Annotated in this window: 17 protein-coding genes; 5 read left to right on the top strand and 12 right to left on the bottom strand. The window is 57.2% G+C overall.

Annotation, left to right across the window (positions count from 1 at the left end):
* Window positions 1-73: 73 nt before the first annotated feature.
* Window positions 74-715 carry an FMN-binding negative transcriptional regulator gene (locus GA0061103_RS33740; protein ID WP_092720207.1) on the bottom strand — a complete coding sequence of 214 codons (642 nt, stop codon included), beginning with the start codon at window positions 713-715 and terminating at the stop codon, window positions 74-76.
* A gap of 261 nt (window positions 716-976) precedes the next feature.
* On the opposite strand from GA0061103_RS33740, the gene pdxR reads away from it, so the two are divergent.
* Window positions 977-2,461 (top strand): MocR-like pyridoxine biosynthesis transcription factor PdxR, encoded by a 1,485-nt coding sequence (gene pdxR / locus GA0061103_RS33730; RefSeq protein ID WP_092720203.1) that lies wholly within the window; start codon window positions 977-979, stop codon window positions 2,459-2,461.
* 44 nt (window positions 2,462-2,505) lie between these two features.
* On the opposite strand, the gene GA0061103_RS33725 is transcribed toward pdxR, so the two are convergent.
* Window positions 2,506-2,934, bottom strand: a complete 429-nt coding sequence (locus GA0061103_RS33725; RefSeq protein ID WP_092720200.1) for a nuclear transport factor 2 family protein — start codon at window positions 2,932-2,934, stop codon at window positions 2,506-2,508.
* Between the two features lie 521 nt (window positions 2,935-3,455).
* Between GA0061103_RS33725 and GA0061103_RS35520 the strand changes: the two genes are divergently transcribed.
* Window positions 3,456-3,641, top strand: a complete 186-nt coding sequence (locus GA0061103_RS35520; RefSeq protein WP_092720197.1) for a hypothetical protein — start codon at window positions 3,456-3,458, stop codon at window positions 3,639-3,641.
* Between the two features lie 87 nt (window positions 3,642-3,728).
* Here GA0061103_RS35520 and GA0061103_RS33715 read toward each other — a convergent pair whose 3' ends face one another.
* Window positions 3,729-4,061 carry a WGR domain-containing protein gene (locus GA0061103_RS33715; protein WP_092720195.1) on the bottom strand — a complete coding sequence of 111 codons (333 nt, stop codon included), beginning with the start codon at window positions 4,059-4,061 and terminating at the stop codon, window positions 3,729-3,731.
* 638 nt (window positions 4,062-4,699) lie between these two features.
* On the opposite strand from GA0061103_RS33715, the gene GA0061103_RS33710 reads away from it, so the two are divergent.
* The 3 genes from GA0061103_RS33710 (at window position 4,700) to GA0061103_RS33700 (ending at window position 6,942) form a co-directional block, all read left to right on the top strand.
* Window positions 4,700-5,014, top strand: coding sequence for a DUF736 domain-containing protein (locus GA0061103_RS33710; RefSeq protein WP_092720194.1), 315 nt, complete (start codon window positions 4,700-4,702; stop codon window positions 5,012-5,014).
* A gap of 300 nt (window positions 5,015-5,314) precedes the next feature.
* On the top strand, window positions 5,315-6,082 hold the full coding sequence (locus GA0061103_RS33705) for a hypothetical protein (protein ID WP_092720192.1): 768 nt from the start codon (window positions 5,315-5,317) through the stop codon (window positions 6,080-6,082).
* Between the two features lie 29 nt (window positions 6,083-6,111).
* Window positions 6,112-6,942 carry a hypothetical protein gene (locus GA0061103_RS33700; RefSeq protein ID WP_092720190.1) on the top strand — a complete coding sequence of 277 codons (831 nt, stop codon included), beginning with the start codon at window positions 6,112-6,114 and terminating at the stop codon, window positions 6,940-6,942.
* 52 nt (window positions 6,943-6,994) lie between these two features.
* On the opposite strand, the gene GA0061103_RS33695 is transcribed toward GA0061103_RS33700, so the two are convergent.
* The 9 genes from GA0061103_RS33695 to GA0061103_RS33660 form a co-directional block, all read right to left on the bottom strand.
* Entirely contained in the window at window positions 6,995-7,411 is a 417-nt protein-coding gene (locus GA0061103_RS33695; RefSeq protein WP_092720188.1) for a very short patch repair endonuclease, read from the bottom strand.
* A gap of 70 nt (window positions 7,412-7,481) precedes the next feature.
* A complete protein-coding gene (locus GA0061103_RS33690; RefSeq protein WP_092720186.1) occupies window positions 7,482-9,287 on the bottom strand; it encodes a response regulator receiver domain in 1,806 nt (601 codons plus the stop codon).
* On the bottom strand, window positions 9,280-12,198 hold the full coding sequence (locus tag GA0061103_RS33685) for an ATP-binding protein (RefSeq protein WP_092720184.1): 2,919 nt from the start codon (window positions 12,196-12,198) through the stop codon (window positions 9,280-9,282). Before GA0061103_RS33685 ends, GA0061103_RS33690 begins: the two co-directional genes overlap by 8 nt.
* Window positions 12,195-13,334 (bottom strand): DNA cytosine methyltransferase, encoded by a 1,140-nt coding sequence (locus GA0061103_RS33680; RefSeq protein ID WP_208603609.1) that lies wholly within the window; start codon window positions 13,332-13,334, stop codon window positions 12,195-12,197. Before GA0061103_RS33680 ends, GA0061103_RS33685 begins: the two co-directional genes overlap by 4 nt.
* A complete protein-coding gene (locus GA0061103_RS33675) occupies window positions 13,331-13,522 on the bottom strand; it encodes a hypothetical protein (protein WP_092720181.1) in 192 nt (63 codons plus the stop codon). Before GA0061103_RS33675 ends, GA0061103_RS33680 begins: the two co-directional genes overlap by 4 nt.
* A 22-nt stretch (window positions 13,523-13,544) precedes the next feature.
* Window positions 13,545-13,904 (bottom strand): helix-turn-helix domain-containing protein, encoded by a 360-nt coding sequence (locus GA0061103_RS35725; protein WP_425349580.1) that lies wholly within the window; start codon window positions 13,902-13,904, stop codon window positions 13,545-13,547.
* 145 nt (window positions 13,905-14,049) lie between these two features.
* Entirely contained in the window at window positions 14,050-14,250 is a 201-nt protein-coding gene (locus GA0061103_RS35720; RefSeq protein WP_425349579.1) for a hypothetical protein, read from the bottom strand.
* A gap of 679 nt (window positions 14,251-14,929) precedes the next feature.
* The gene (locus tag GA0061103_RS33665) at window positions 14,930-15,364 is read right to left on the bottom strand and encodes a hypothetical protein (protein ID WP_092720179.1); all 435 of its coding nucleotides are present in this window, start codon (window positions 15,362-15,364) and stop codon (window positions 14,930-14,932) included.
* On the bottom strand, window positions 15,361-15,627 hold the full coding sequence (locus GA0061103_RS33660) for a type II toxin-antitoxin system prevent-host-death family antitoxin (protein ID WP_092720177.1): 267 nt from the start codon (window positions 15,625-15,627) through the stop codon (window positions 15,361-15,363). Before GA0061103_RS33660 ends, GA0061103_RS33665 begins: the two co-directional genes overlap by 4 nt.
* Window positions 15,628-15,645: the final 18 nt, after the last annotated feature.

Here is a 15,645-nt window from a genome sequence, read left to right as displayed (position 1 = left end):
CTGCGATAGGGCGGCAATGCGATAAGCTGCCACCTGCAATCTACCTCCTTCCCCGGTATCCTCTGCAAGAAACTCAGCGACTTTCGGGCTTCCGGGTGGCAGCAATCATTGCCTCACCAATCAGCTGCTCGCCTCTCGAGATCAAGACCTCACCCGCGTTGCGCCTGTCGCGCATCTCTCGGTTCTGGCTGAGCTTTGATTTGCCGGTCAGTCGGGTGATCTCGATCTCGATCCCAACAACGGCTTTGATCATGGCATCGATGTAATCCTTGGGGCTGTCGGTCATTCTCCACGGCTTTGGCAGCCTGGCTTCATGATGGCGCGTAAGCCGCGCGACGATTCCCCGAACATACCGCTCGTCGTCGTGCACGGTAATACGCCCGTGCGCGTGTGCGACCATGTAATTCCAAGTCGGGACCTGCTTCTTGAACTCGTGCTTGCTCGGGTACCAGCTAGGCGAGACATATGCATCCCCGGCCGTAAAAATCGCGAGCACTTCGTCGCCGTCGCGGACTTCCTTCCAGATCGGGTTTGCACGGGCCACGTGCGCGTGAAGAACGCCTTCTGCTCTCTCCTCGTTCAGAAGAACGAACGGAACGTGGTTCGCGTCAAGACCGGTGGGTCCCCGGTGTACGAGGGTTCCAAGAGGATTGGCCCTGATCAGATCGAAGATGATCTCTCGGCTTGGTTCTTCGAAATGCGGCGGAATGTACATGTTGGCTCCTTTGCGCCGCCGACCTCACCGTCCGGTCATGTGTCTCGACCAGAGGGGCGACGCGTCTCGCCTGATCGTATCTATGAAGCCGAGTGTTGGTCAGGGCCAGTTCGCCCCAAACTGGTTGGGCCGCATCCTCTTCGCTCTTGAGACCGCGTACACGCGAATGTCCGAAGCGCCCTTAAAGCGTTCCGCGTAGCTGTTCACCAACTGGCCCAGAAATTGCGTGTCAAACGCATGGAAACGACGGGGCCAGTTTCGATGTCAAAGAAAATTTCAGACGTTGGTCTTCCTTCGCTCGGCGCGATCAGCCGCACGCAAGGGCCGATCGGCGAGCAGCTCATTCGCGCCTTGCGCAACTGCATCGCCAAGGGTGAGCTCAAACCAGGAGAGAAGTTACCGTCGACAAGGGCGCTTGCGCGATCGCTGAGGATGTCGAGGGGCACGGTCATGGAAGCCTTCGATCAATTGAAGGCCGAAGGCTATCTCGAAGGCCAAGCTGGCGCGAGCACACGGGTCTCGCTACAGATCGAGCCGCGAGCTTTTGCCGCTCACGGTCACGATGGCTCCGGCGGCAAGGCTTCGGCGCCGGCGCTGCCCGCAAATGTCGAGCGCTTCGAAAGCGTTGCGCGCGCTCTCAGACCTCAAGACCCGATGCCTTTCGCGATCGCGGTTCCAACAGGTGCGATCGCACCGGATGATCACTGGCGGCGAATTGGCAATCGGGTGCGTGGCTCGGCACTCGCGGCGCCATCCGGTTACGGCGATCCGCGAGGCGTGCGTGAGCTTCGCGTTGCGATCGCTGATTACCTTCGAAAATCACGAGCCGTCAGCTGCGATCCGAACCAGATCATCATAACGGCAGGAACGCAGCAAGGGCTCTATCTCAGCGCGTCGGTTCTCTTTAGTCCAGGAGACAGCGTCTGGGCAGAAGATCCCGCCTATCACGGCTTGACCGCGGTGCTGAATAATTTTGATTGTCGTGTTCACCGGCTGACGGTCGACCGCCAAGGCATCGATGTCCAGCAAGGCATCGAGCGCTGCGCTGGCGCGAGGGCAGCATTTGTAACGCCATCACACCAATACCCGCTTGGTATGCCGCTCAGCATGGCGCGGCGAACGTCACTCCTCAACTGGGCGCGCGACAGGAATAGCTGGATCGTGGAGGACGACTACGACAGCGAACTACGTTATGTCGGTCACCCGTTTCCCGCGCTACAGGGCCTCGATCCGGATAGGGTTATCTACCTCGGCACATTCAGCAAAGTTTTATTCCCGTCGCTTCGCATTGGCTATGCAGTCGTTCCGCCGGCATTAGTCGACGCGTTTGTCGGAGCTCGCGCGATCGTCGATCGACACATGCCGATCGCCGAGCAGCATGCGCTCGCCGCCTACATGCGTGAAGGGCATTTTGAGGCCCATATCAGGCGGATCCGCGTCCTATATGCCGATCGTCGAGCGGCTCTGCTAGACGCTCTGCAATCGCAACTACCGAGTTGCGCCCAGGTCGATGCCGCCGATCAGGGAATGCACATCGTCGTGTCGTTACCGGCCGATGTCGAGGATACCGATATCGCCGAGCGCGCTCGTGCAACCGGGCTTACTCTGCGCGCTATTTCGCCAATGTATGCCACCACACCGAGACCGTCTGCATTGATGCTCGGCTTTGGCGGCTTCACATCATCTCAGTTGCGCTCCGCCGTCGAAGTCTTTTGTCGACTGCTTGCGACCTACCGAAACACGTGACCGCTCGAAGATAACTCGGGATTCGGCTGCTTACACGCCGTTCGCTATCGGTCGTGGATCCGAAAGTTTGGCGATCGTTCCCAAAACACCAGTTTGGAGTCCTCGATCCTCAGGATCTCGAAGCACCGGGCGTGTCTTGCGATATCCGGCTCCGACTTGGTAGTCCAGCGAATATCCAGTTCGGTGACGATCTCAGGCTCATCGACAACGCGCGCAAATTTGCGGAGCCTGTACGTTGCGATCGTCGAAAAATTATCCGCAAGCATCCGGCGGATTGCGGCAAGGCCGATGGCAGGATCCTTGTCGATATATTCGACGCGGGATGCTTCAGTGAAAACCTGCAGCATCTGATCGACATCGAGTGTATTCCACAGATCGGCAAGTCCGGAAACATAGGCCTGGCAAGCATCTTTATTGAACTCACCGAGAACCGGCACACTCGGCCGAGCCTCTTTCGTGACCATATCCATCATAGATGTCCCCTGCTGGCTGCAGGAATGAGGATATAGGGAAACCAGCGTGGCGCTAAGGACCAGATCGTCTTTAAATCTAGGCCGCCGACGGGGCCAGAACCTAGCCGCCTTACGAACGACGCATCGCGATCGGCACGGTAAAGCAAGGTTGCCCGACCTGACGAAACCGAAATAATCTCGACCGGCAACAATCAGAGCATGGTCGTAACCGGTGTATTCCCTCTCTCGCCGGCCTGGTTGGTGAGCCTTCACCGGGATTAAAGCGGCTGGCGATTGTGATCACCAGTGGTTCCACTTTAGGGAATGAGCGCGACAGCCGAACCGCTCAACCGCCGCGAACCAATCCCGCTCTCTAGCGATGGCGTCCTGGCCCGCCTCCGGATCTTCCACGATCAACCCGCAAGGGGTCGGCTAGCGAGCTGCCGCCGCTGCGGCTGCGCCTACGCGGTGATCGCGACCGAAGACGGTCTTTCAAGGAGCCATCGAGCGGGAATTGGCCCGCTCCAGATGGAGCCTTAAACATGTCGCACGACCTCTCCCTTGCGCAGAACCACGCCTTCCAGCTCGCCCGCACCCTCATGGTCCCGGTAACGCTCTTCCAAGTCGACGGCGAGTACGGCGTCCTTCCCAGCGACGAGATCGACGACAGCGATGCCCTCGACATCATCCACGAATACAACCCACTCGATCGAAGGTCGGCTCACTGAGCCGGCCTTGCCTCCCTGCGGATGCGTCTTCCGGGAGAGCGTTTTTGTGACGCCGTCTCGACGTCCCTCTTCCTGCCGGCAAGGCGGCTATAGAGTGATCGCCCTGCCCTTCGGGTGATAACCGCGATTGCGCTTCTGGCGCAGCAAGTCGAGAAACAGGTCGACGGCGTCCTCCTCGCGCGGAAAACTGTGGCGCATCTCTTGTCCCTGCGCGCCGATGCGGCCCCAGCGACGGGTGAGGCAGACGTCGCCGAAAAGCGTCGGCTCGATGGCCATGGCGTAAAACCGGGCCATGTTCTTCGATCTGTCCGTGCGCTCGATATAGAGCTGGTAGGGCTGCGCGATCATGGCGATAGAATCCCCTATCGGGGATTCGCCGTCCAATGAGTTTCCTGAATCGCTTCGGGTCGATCGATTCATTTTCTCAATGGTCGGCGGTCTGCGAGGGGCGCTCTTGCCGGCTGGTACCGCCTCGCCGAGCCTCAGTCGCTGGACGCTCACTGAGAGCCCGCAAACGGACCTGCCTTCAGCCTTACCCAGGATGAAAGGCAGATGGAGGCGGGAAGCCGACCGTTCTGAAGGTGACCCGGGAGAAAATGCGAGGCTGTCTGGAGCGTCAGGCTGACGGAGCGTAACATCCGGGCGAAGACTGGCAGTTGCCGGTCTGATACGCGGTGGCGGTGCGGTCGGTGACCGTGATGTTACTGAACAAGAGTACGATTGCGCCTCTGATGTCGTCGTTGAACGTGACCGACGTGGCCCCGGATGCGCGCGTGTCGTCATTCCAAAGCGTTGACGAGAACCACCCCCAAAGCGAACCCGATTGGCAAAGGTCTGTCCGAAGGACAAGCCATGCTGTGCAGGCTCTCGATCTTGTCCCCGCAACATCCTCCGCCGCCTTTTTTCCGCCGCCTTCGGCTTTGCATCGCGAAGCAAAAAAGCCGCCTACGGCCGCCTTTCACTGTGTTTCAGCCCTCCGGGTGCGGGTCGATCGCCTCCCGCCTCACGACCGCCATCGGGTCGCGATGGGCGCGGCCCCGAAACAAAGGAATGAGACAATGGCGAACATCGGCACCTTCACCTCCAACAGTAACGGCTTCTCGGGCACGATCCGCACCCTGACCCTCAACGTCAAAGCTCGGCTGGTCCGCATCGACAACCCCTCGGACAAGGGCCCGCATTTCCGCATCTTCGCCGCAGCGAATGTCGAACTTGGCGCCGCCTGGCAGAAGCACTCCGACCAGACCGATCGCGACTACCTCTCGGTTAAGCTCGACGATCCGAGCTTCCCCGCCCCGATCTACGCAACGCTGATCGAGGTTGAAGGCGAAGAAGGCCTGCAACTGATCTGGTCCCGGCCGAACCGGGACTGATCCAGACGACCAGGAGGCCTTGCTGAAAGGTGAGGCCTTCGTCGTGTTGACACGCGAGGCGTGAGCCATCGGCGTGCCGTAGCGCCTTCTCGTTCGCTTAAGGCGAAGCGCTATTGTGATTACACGCTTCTGTCGGTGTTTTGCTCTTGAAGGGATAGCAACCCGCGGCATTAAAATTACAAAAGTTCCTAGCCGCAAATTAATGCAATAGCATAATCGCCTCGGCCGTGATGGAGGAGTGATTTTGCGCAGAAAGCGGATTGGCGGCTTTCGAGGGTTACTAGGAGAAGGTTTCGGTGGGTGCGAGAAATTGAGGATTTCACTGACGATCGGCTGAAAGCGCGGTGCATCCACTGTGGCGCGGTAATTGCCGATATCGAAAGCAATCGCGACCATGTTCCGACGAAATCGCTCCTGACGAAGACACTTCGAGAACGTGGCGCCGACTATGACGGCGGCGCGGGGGATGAAATGGACTACCTGCCCCAGGTTATCGTCTGTCGGCGCTGCAACTCCAGCTTCTCGCCAGACGAGAACTATTTTCTCTGCGTGCTTCACGCGGTTATGGCTGGAAGTCTCTATCCCGATCCGACGAAATATCCCGAAGCGGCAACCATTCTGCGGAGTAACCGGCACGTAGTCCGATCCCTGAAGAGAAGGCCGGACGGACAGCTTCTTTTGTTCGAGGACCTCGAGCCCTTCACCCTCTTTCCCGACACCGACAAGGTACGGCGCGTCATTGTAAAGAACGCTCGGGGCCACGCCTATCACGAGATCGGCGAGCCGCTGCTCGACTCGCCTGATCACGTGGCATTCCTACCGCTGGAGCAGTTGAGTCGAGAGCAGCGAGACGCCTTCGAGGCTGTCGGTACCAGTACGGAACTCTCAGTCTGGCCAGAAGTCGGAAGTCGCATGACGGTCCAACTGCTCGACGAGGAAGCGATGGTCGGCGGCTGGATTACAGTCGAACCGGGTCGCTACCGCTATTCTATAGACTGGTCCGATGCCGTGACGGTGAAGACTGTTGTATGGGAGTATCTCGCTACCGAGACGCGCTGGGAGCGCTAGACATTAGCACGCGCTTAACGAGGATGGTCATGAAAGCCTACGTGATCGACAGCAATATGCTGCAGTCGGACGAACTCCGCCGCTACTTTACGCAAGAAAGCGGCAATCTCGCTATACTCCCGGATTTCGCGTGGTACGAACTCTACAAGCAGCAATCCTTGGAAGGGCTGAGATTGGGGCTATCTGTCGTCGGCGATCATCCTGAGCAGGTGATCCTCCTTCGGTCCGGCGGCCATATATCGCGCTTGGATCCGGCGGTCGCTGAGGATCTGAACCGATTGGTCTTCGACGGACATGAAGGCGAGATCGGCGAACTTGTTCGCCTTGTAAGATCTGACGAACCAATGGGCGATCTGGCGGCGGCTCGGTTGACCTCGTTATGGGAATGGGCGCGAAGCCTACAACCTTCGTTGACCGAGGGCGCGACGGACATCGCCGTGTCTTTTCCCGAGATGCAAGAGCAAATGTTCAATCATAAGGAGGTTCGAATTATCAGGACGGCCGGCAAATACACCGAAAAGATGATCCTCACCATCTTCGGCGCCGCGCTGCAGATTTGGGAAACTTTGGCAGGCCATTACGAAATCGACTGGAAGAGCCACGACGAATCCGTCGTATGCCGGGCCTATCTCTTTCGGTATGCGCTGGGCATAGTCATCAATCTGCTCTGGTGGATCCGGGGCGGTAGTCAAGCGGTGGTGCGCATGGATCGAATGAGCAATGACCTCATCGATCTCGGTTTCGCTGTGTATGCCACGTACTTCGACGGACTTTTCACTCGTGACGAGAAGGCCGCCTGGGTTCATGCTAATCTCGTCGCGGCAATCACAAGTTTTCGCGACATTCACAGCGCGGATTGAGCCGCCCGCACAGTCTTGTGCATGACAACGATGGTCAACACCGTGTCGACATTCAATGGGCGCCTGTCTGCAGATATCCGGTCAGCCTCTGAGCAAGCTCCTCTCGATTCCTTGTCTCGCATTCCCATATGATCAACGTTGACCATCCCATTTGGTGAAGGGCGTCTACGACGGCCCTATCGCGTGCAACGTTTTTTGCAAACTTGTCCACCCAAAAAGCCACGTTGGTCGAGGGAACTGTCGCTCGGGCGCAGTCGTGCCGGTGCCAAAAGCATCCGTGAACGAAAATTACCTTGCGCTTTGCTCGAAAAACGAGATCAGGATGCCCGGGTAAATCTTCTCCATGAAGCCTAAAGCGAAACCCGAGACTGTGTGCCATCCGGCGAACTACTGTTTCAGGTTTTGTGTCCTTACTTTTGACACGTCCCATCAAAACTGAGCGTGCTTCCGGAGTCAGCTTGTCTGCCATGTCAGCCGTCCTACCAGGCGTTATTTAGAAAGACTCCATCAAGCAACTAAGTTCGATTGATCCAGGGGCTTCAACTGCTTGGCATACTGACAAAATCGAGCCCGATCCGAGATAAATGACTTCCGGCCATCTGCAAGATGCGGGTAGCATTCAAGCCGCGTAGCTGGTCAACGATCTCATAGGTTTTTTCGATCAGAACGCGCTGCGAACCGTCCGCTTGGCCATTTTCGTCAAGGGCCGGTTTTAGACGAGCTGCAGAAAATACTTGTCTGCCATTTTCTTCTCGGACTCGTCCTTCGTTCATTGCGAAAAGGAACTCATATGCTGGCTGCCTATCAGAGTTCTCCAGCTTGAACACCTTTCGTCCATCCTCGGTTTCAAGGAATATGTGTCTTCCCTGCGCTGCAGCGGTCAGGGCACCTCGATGATCCGTTACCTCATGCAGCAGTATAGCGACTACCGATGTCATCGGGTGAAGTGAATGGGCCCACGGCTGCTGCCCGCTCGGCTGGCGCGCAACGAGGTCACAGGCGGGCGACGCAGTGACCCAATAGGTCTGCGTTTCAGCTTCCCTAAAAATTGTGCCAGTGGTGAGATGAGCGCGCCGAAACTTCTCTGTGCTAAAGAAGCTGTTCAACCGGAACATAACGTCGATCTGCTTCTCGGTGCCACTGGATCGGGTCAGCTCGGATGAACCTTTGTAAAGCGCACTTTCACCGCGCTTAGGCCACGTGTCCTTGGTCCATCCTTTGTCCCGCAACTCTCCCAGGAGGGCGCCACTCGCAAGCCGCAGCAGATCTGGATCGCTCGACAGCCGGCGCCGAATACCATCCACGATCTTATCAATTATGCTCATGAGGGGGACTTTTACGTCTGGGTCCCCCGTCAGGTCGAGCTCGCCAAGCGCATCCAGAAGGTAGAACCAAAGAGCCGTCTGTGTTTCCCCGTCCCGGAGGTGCTGATCTTCGGTCGCAAGCGCTTCCAACTCCAGAATATTTTGAATTTCTGATATGAGTATCTGAAAAAGGTTTGGCCTCCAGGCCAGAAGTGCGTTGCTCAGGCAAGCCATAATACCAGCCGGGTCATCTCCATCCTCGCCTATGTCAACTTTCTTCAAAATCGCGACGAAACAATTCCTCGACTGGAGCCAACGGTTCTCGCCTTCATAGCCGCCCGTGGCCAAACGCCGTTCGCTTCGCGCATATTTTCCGGCGCGCCTTGCAAGTTCCCGATGGATCAACCCGGTGATGATTTCGCCGCATAAATTCGGAGGCACACCGAGATCAGTAAGTTCCTTTTGTGCAGCGGCCCGCACTGGGCCTGTTAAGTCACGCAGCTCGCCACGCTTGGCAAATTGCATCACCGCGTCTAAAGAGGCCGTAGGCAAAGTTTTTGCATCACTCAAGCGATCCCAGTGAACTGCAGCATCACCAGTAAGATCCAAGTCGGCGCTCCAACCGCCAGCAAGGCTAGCGATGATTTCGAGCCAAACCTCATCCTGCTCCGGCTTCGAGGTGTACACCACGACGGTGTTGAAATGCTTTGACTCCGCCAAAGCCCTGAGGATGGCGACAGACCGCTCATTGTCGTCCTCGCCTGGTCCAAGATTATAATCAAGTATTATGAGGTCGCTCTTGCGAAAGCGCTCGGTATGGACATCTTTCACGTCGTTCTCGACGTCGCAGATCATGTCGCGCTTTCGAAATCCCTCGTAGAGCGCTAATGCGCGATCGGCTTGTTTGAATTTTTTTGTGTCATCCTTTCCACGCGCAAGGTCGCCAAAGGTAGGAAACTCGTCGTCTATCATCAAGACCGCTCGCAACGGCTTAGTTTCGAACGTCTCTTTAACGGCCGCCTCATAAGCTGCGTCAGGCATTCGTTTCGACCCCTTTGAATTCTAATATAAAATTGGCACCGCCTAAGACCACCGGGTCATTCGCGTCGGCATATCGGATTTTGTGCCCGGCTACCGCCAAATTGGTTCGGCTCAGAAACAGGCCCACCCCACGCCCTGCACGTCTTCTGGAAAAGAACAGCTCAAAGAGCCTCGGAATATCCTCGGGATCTACACCGGGGCCAGAGTCGCTCACAATAACTAAATTATCTTTGAAATCTATTGTAATACGGCGCTCATTGGACTGCGAAGTCCAATAGATAGCGTTATTAATTAAGTTTATGAAGACCGGATATATTCGTGATGGAATATCTCGAAATGATATCTTACGAAATGCCGCCGTTACTGTGAAATCTATTCGCTGGGCCGCAAGGATATTTGAAAAGAACTCCTCTAAATAAGTTGCGATCTGCTCTCCGGTTATTGGCTCACGCGTTCTGTAGCCGCCAATCTTTAGGGGCGCCAAGAAACGCAATCTGTCGGCAAGAGCTAGGTGAGCTCGCATTGCCTGCCTATAGGCATCAGTATCCATGACGGCCCTCGGCAGCTTTGCCAAATTTCGCCTTACCTCAGATTCGAGCGCCTCAAACTCATGGCCGATTATTTCCACGGTAATCCCGACCTGTGCTACGGCCCTGATGTCGCGAAGTTGCTCCTCCAAATCAGCTCGATCGTCTTCCGTAACGGCATAGGCGCCCTCAAGGTCGATTCCATCGACCAGTTGGTCAAGTGTGGTCAGGAACGACTGATATTTTCCTGCGAATGTTTCGCCCAGCTCAGTCCTGTGGACATCGATCAGATTGAGCATGCTCAGTAGGTTGGCCGTGGAAACATTGGCTCCAAGAAGGTGCCCCACGCGATTTGCCATCTCGGCACCGTCCGAGCTTGCATGTTCTCGCCATACGTCTCTTAGCCGAGCCAATCGCTCGTCTATAGAATCCAAGTAGCCGCGAAGCTGCTCCTGGAGGGCGGAACGCTGCTCGTCAAATCTCCGCGCGAGAACCTCTTTAGGTTGCTCACCCTCCATTGCGGCGTCGACTTCAGCTGTCAGGCGGGAAAGCTCCTGAAGCTTGTCCAGTAACGTCTGATAGTCGTCCCTGTAGTCCCGCCACTGCTGCTCAAGATCGCCAAGCCGAGTAGGAGGGACGGGCGGGCGAAGACTTTCACCGACTACGCGCATTTCCTGCGCTCGAGCAGCCAGGACCGTCGCTTGTACCTTGTCCTTAGATTGCAAGGTGTCTTTGGCTAGCCCTACCAGCGCATCGGTGCGTCTGAGCGCGTCTTCCAATGGATTGGCTTGCGTGCGCAGAAATTGACGCATTCCACGCTGACGCCGCTTCCGAGCCTGATCGGCGGCTTCTTTCTGAAGCGCTTTGCGCTCCATGATGCCGGGAAGAACCTCGTCCCGCATCGCAGAGTCGGAGCCAAAATATTTCCGCGCGGCGTCCTTTAGGAATTCTACGACAAGAAGACGCATCTCCCGAAACGCACGATTGTCGACGAGCCCCTCGCGCCCTGCTTTATCCTTTAGCGCGGGGTTTCGAATCCGAGAAACGCCGATCCGACCGAAGCTGCGTCGGTGAGCCCAGAATTCTCGTCCCGCATTTTTGCTCCTCCGTTCCTCCATTCCCAGGAAATCCGCGTCCGGACGCCCATACGGCATCACACGTAAAAAATCCCGGTAGACCGAAACGCCAGCAAATTTTTCTGCTTGCGCCAAAATGAATGCGTGCTGGTGTTCGTCGTGCGTGGAGCGGCGCTCATCGACCTCGAATGTCCCTATCGTGAAATCGAATGCTCCGAGTTTATCCTTACCGCGGGCCGGCGGTGGTCTTTTGGGAACGAAGGTTTTAATGCCGAGGTCTTGACCGAATGCCACGACGCGGCCAGTGAAGGTTCCGCGCTCGTCGAAACTTCCTTCGATATAGTGCTCCAGATCATGTAGCGCATCGATCCCGAAGATGTCGTCGGCCGCCAGAAGCCTATTGCTGTCGCCGCCACGATGAATTACGACCTCATAGTTGAATTCCGGCCGCGCTTCGGTGTAGGGATCTGTAAAGCCCGTTAGCGTTTGACGCAGCCTCTCTTTGACTTCGTCGACCTCTTCGCCCGTTTCATGGGGTCTCACCCAGACTCCCAACTCGTGGTTCAACCCAACCATAAACATAGCGGTGCCATGCCGTGAAGCACCTGTAAACACCGGCCACTCGTCGAGATGCCTGCGATGGAGAGGCATAGTCGCCCAGGCCGTTTTGATGGATGCCAACGTCGGAATGGCCACGCCCTGCCTCGTTTCATAATCGCTGAAACGCGCCCATCCTTCCGCAAGACGCTTGCCACGCTCCGATTTGTCGTCTCCGAAATTGGCGTTTAACGTCAACAGTAGCGGCTCTAAGCCAGCTACCAGCTCGTCTGGCGATTTGAAGCTTGCGACTGGCAGCCGAATATCGTCGAGAGAGATAAAGGGATTCTCAAAAAGCCTCCAATCGACAAGAACGACCACAAATTCGGACGACGGTTTTTTAGAAACGAGAACGGTTCCTGGAGCCAGAAACGCGACGGAAAGTCGCCCAATACCCTTTTCACCTTGCCGCGGTCGGGCGGGCAAGCCGAGCGTATCCACAGGAGCGCTATCAAATTCCTCGATTTTACTTTCTGTCCCGATTACCAGCCATCGGCGCACAACATCGTCTCGGTCCATTCCGATGCCGTCGTCCACGATTGCGGCGATGTCGGGATCTCCATCGAACACATGGAGCGCAACATTTCGCGCATACGCGTCATAAGCATTCTTCCACAGCTCGCTGATTGCGGTGGGAGCGTCGGCGATCTGCCCGCGGCCCAGATGATCGATCGTGCGTGCACGAGTTTGGAATGCGATCCCTTCTGTCATGCCGCAACCGATACGTTCTCGGCCGACCGCAATTGCAGTACGGCGGCTTTCAATGGTGCTAGGAGAGCCTTGGCTAACTCGACTGGGACGGCATTTCCCACTTGAACTCCTCCGGCCATAAGACCGCCTTCGAACGTGAACCAATCTGGGAAAGACTGCAGCCTGGCAGCCTGGCGCAGAGTAATCCCATGATTTTCCGTCGGGTGTACAAAGCGACCTTTCGACGGATTGATGCATGCCGTCGTCATCGTCGGCGCAGGTACCGACGGATCGATGCGGCCATACACATCGTGGTGCCCGACGTGACCCTCATGGCACGGCAGTGTCCGTCCAGACTCTTTACGAGAGCCGCCGTTCGGCGGAGTCTTGGCAAAAGTATCCAAGAGGTCCTTGCCATGGCTCATATGGATGTTGTTCATATCGCTGTCCAAACACTCTCTTTCGAACGCGATCGAGGCGCTCAACCATGCTGGGAGCGCGGAACCGGAGTCTGGAGCTGCATGCGTCGGAGCAGGAGGCCATGATGGAGCCGCCGTCGTTTTACGATCGTAGCCTAGGAGAAAAACTCGGCGTCGATTTTGCGGCACGCCGAAATCTCGGGCGTTCAGTACGACCGGCGCCATAACTTTATAGTCTGCGGCCTCGGCCAGCGAATAGAAGGCCTCGACGAACTTGGCGTGCCGGGGCCAAAGAAGCCCTGGTACATTTTCAACCAAAAAGAATGTCGGACGAAGAACCCTTACATACTCAAAATACCGCAGGAGCAGCGAATTCCGAGGGTCATCGACACCCGTGTTGTTGAGGCGGTGCGCGGAGAAGCCCTGGCATGGCGGGCCTCCAAGTAGAATGTCGCAGTGCTTATCGAGGCCGATTGCCGATTTTAAATCTAAAGGGTCCAATTCGGCAATGTCACCCTCAAATAAATGGGCCTTGGTAAGACCTGTTTTAATCAGATTTGAACGGTACGTATTGCACGCATGACGATTCCACTCCACGGCGGCAGCGACCTCGATGCCGGCTAAAAAAGCGCCGAGCGAAAAACCGCCGGCACCAGCAAAAAGGTCGCACGCAACAACTTTCGGTTCTATAGAATTAGGGTGGGAGTGCGTATCAAGTTCCCGGTCGTCGATCTTCACTTCGGCTTCCTCGAGGCCTGCAACTCCTCGGCGGGGACTTTGATCCCTGCAGCCGCCAGCGCCCGTAGAACGATTATCCGCATCGTTTCACCGCTTTCAGCGGCTTTCATTTTCAAACTCTTCTTGGTGGCGGATGGAACTGTGATCTGCAGGTTTTCCTCAGCCGCAGGTTTGCTCGTGGCGCGCATTCGACGTCCTCATTTCATGAAATCATGATAGCAACAAATTAGAAGAACGCAAGATTTCGATCTTGGGTTGAGTCCAGAAAAATGCAGGTGAAATCTCCCGGAGGCCAAGTTCCAAAACGATCCGTCGCGCCGCCTCCGGCGTCACCTCCTGCGTCTTCGCCATCATCCAGGTCGATACCAGCGGCTTTGCTGCCACCAGCTCCTCCACCGCCGGCAGCCTTGCCGAAACCCGCCGCTCAGTCAGTTTCCGCTCGATTATGTTTCGCGCCAGCGTCAGCCGATCATGCTCCTTCAACCCGATCGCGTCGGCCGTGATGCTGGCGCCGATCGACGGGGATAGTTTTCCAGGCCAAGGTTGATCGCCACCGGGCGCTAATGGCAACGTCACCCTGGCGCAGGATCGAACCGTAAAGCAAACCAGCTAAGCCAGGACGCATGCTGAAGCACCGCCGGCTCGTTCCAAGCGTCGAGGGCGAAGATCGCCTGCAGCACTTCCGGCGGGTGTTCAGCCTCGCGCAGCCGTCGAGTCAGGCATCCTTGTCCCAGTCGAGATCATCAACGAGCGGATCTTTTTCGGCCGCGTCGCCGGCGCAGGAACGGTCAGGCCGTGTGGCGCCTTCGATCGCCGCCTCCGATGGGGCCTGAACCTCATCGACGGCCGCATAGTCGACGCTAGGAAGATTGTCCGCGTCACCATCGTCGTCACCTTCCCCTTTAGGGCCGAGCACTCTGGCGATTCCGGTGACTGCGCTTCTCGCTTCTCTGTCGGGATCGTCTGATGGTCCTGGCCACCGCTGGGTCTGTCGCGGGGGTTCGGATGCCGTCGGTTGATAATGCACTTTCCGCCAAGTGGAGGCGATGTGCCGACGGGTGCGCAACACGCATCTGCGATGATGGGTTTGTGGTTGTTTTGGACGTCGCGAGTCGCGGCGTGTAGGACGAGGTCTTCCAGATAGACGAGTACGCTGTCGATCCACAGGAAGCCCAGGTATCGGCGAATGTTGGCGTTCGATAAAGCCAGCGCCGACGGGTTAGCGGGCAATACCCTCGTCAAAACGCTTGAGGGCGGTCCCAGCCTCAAAAGCTGGTCGCGTCAGACGTCAGAGGGTGTATCGCTGCTTTTTTGAAAGATGGTAAGTGGTTGAAATTATGGTAAATCATTTCTTAAAGGGAATCTATCTCGGTGTTTGGGTTCGCTACTCATTATGATGCCATCAGCCACATCTAACTATCGATAATCACTGCTTATCGATAATGTTGGACACACGGCCGCAAATCAGCGATTCTGAGCGTCCTAAGCCGCGAAATCATCCGCTTTGGGCGTTCGATCGACGAAAGGACATGCTGCTGCCAGCCCCCTCCCCTCTTCCGGATGAGCCTATTCGCCGGCATAACGTCGGCGGGTCATCATTCGGTGCGAGGCACGCGGTGCAGACGGCCGGCTTTCGCGAAGCCGAGCAGCTTCTCCCTTGCCGCCGTCGCAAGCTTCGGCGGCAAGGGTCCGTACCAGATACTCGGCGACGCCTTGCCGACCGCGGCTCGCAAATCCGGACCCGGCCACGCGAAAACGTTTGCCTCGTTGCAGACGATCCAAGAGCGCTGCGCGTCGAGGCCGAGACGGGCCTTCGTCAATGCTGGAATCTCGATCGCGGTTTCCGGGTTGGACGGCGGACTGTGCGTAACCGGCACCACGATCGCAACGATTCGGTCGCCATCGCGGCGCGTCGCGGCGACCAGTGCGCAGGGCCGGTTCTTGACTCCCTCTTCTGCGCCAAGGCCATGCTCGTCGGCCCACAGGTAGCTGTAGCTGAGGAGCCAGCCGACCTTCGGCTCAAGACTCATTTTGCCTCGAGTTCGGCGTCGAGGTGCTCATATCCCGGCGCCATCTCGCTCGCTTCGAGGGCGGCGATGTCGTCCTCGGTCAGCTCCTCTGCCCGCACCGCGCGACGATCGCGCGCGCGCAGGCGCTCGTATTCGTCGTATGACAGCACGACGTTGCGCGGCCGGCCGTGCTTGGTGATCAGGACGGGCTGGCTGAGCGAACGGTCTAACGCCTCGCCGACGCGGTCCTGGAATTCGCTGGCGCTGAGCGTGACAGGTGCCATGAGAAATCTCCGTTTCCG

Origin of the sequence: Martinezella multihospitum, assembly GCF_900094585.1 — a bacterium.
GTDB lineage: Bacteria > Pseudomonadota > Alphaproteobacteria > Rhizobiales > Rhizobiaceae > Rhizobium > Rhizobium multihospitium.
The sequence above is the reverse complement of the archived record's forward strand: the minus strand, read 5'-3'. Positions and strand labels throughout refer to the sequence as shown.

Coding starts and splice junctions, on each gene's coding strand:
- GA0061103_RS33740 (WP_092720207.1), bottom strand. CDS start 715: ATGTACATTCCGCCGCATTTCGAAGAACCAAGCCGAGAGATCATCTTC.
- pdxR (WP_092720203.1), top strand. CDS start 977: ATGTCAAAGAAAATTTCAGACGTTGGTCTTCCTTCGCTCGGCGCGATC.
- GA0061103_RS33725 (WP_092720200.1), bottom strand. CDS start 2,934: ATGATGGATATGGTCACGAAAGAGGCTCGGCCGAGTGTGCCGGTTCTC.
- GA0061103_RS35520 (WP_092720197.1), top strand. CDS start 3,456: ATGTCGCACGACCTCTCCCTTGCGCAGAACCACGCCTTCCAGCTCGCC.
- GA0061103_RS33715 (WP_092720195.1), bottom strand. CDS start 4,061: ATGAATCGATCGACCCGAAGCGATTCAGGAAACTCATTGGACGGCGAA.
- GA0061103_RS33710 (WP_092720194.1), top strand. CDS start 4,700: ATGGCGAACATCGGCACCTTCACCTCCAACAGTAACGGCTTCTCGGGC.
- GA0061103_RS33700 (WP_092720190.1), top strand. CDS start 6,112: ATGAAAGCCTACGTGATCGACAGCAATATGCTGCAGTCGGACGAACTC.
- GA0061103_RS33695 (WP_092720188.1), bottom strand. CDS start 7,411: ATGGCAGACAAGCTGACTCCGGAAGCACGCTCAGTTTTGATGGGACGT.
- GA0061103_RS33690 (WP_092720186.1), bottom strand. CDS start 9,287: ATGCCTGACGCAGCTTATGAGGCGGCCGTTAAAGAGACGTTCGAAACT.
- GA0061103_RS33685 (WP_092720184.1), bottom strand. CDS start 12,198: ATGACAGAAGGGATCGCATTCCAAACTCGTGCACGCACGATCGATCAT.
- GA0061103_RS33675 (WP_092720181.1), bottom strand. CDS start 13,522: ATGCGCGCCACGAGCAAACCTGCGGCTGAGGAAAACCTGCAGATCACA.
- GA0061103_RS33665 (WP_092720179.1), bottom strand. CDS start 15,364: ATGAGTCTTGAGCCGAAGGTCGGCTGGCTCCTCAGCTACAGCTACCTG.
- GA0061103_RS33660 (WP_092720177.1), bottom strand. CDS start 15,627: ATGGCACCTGTCACGCTCAGCGCCAGCGAATTCCAGGACCGCGTCGGC.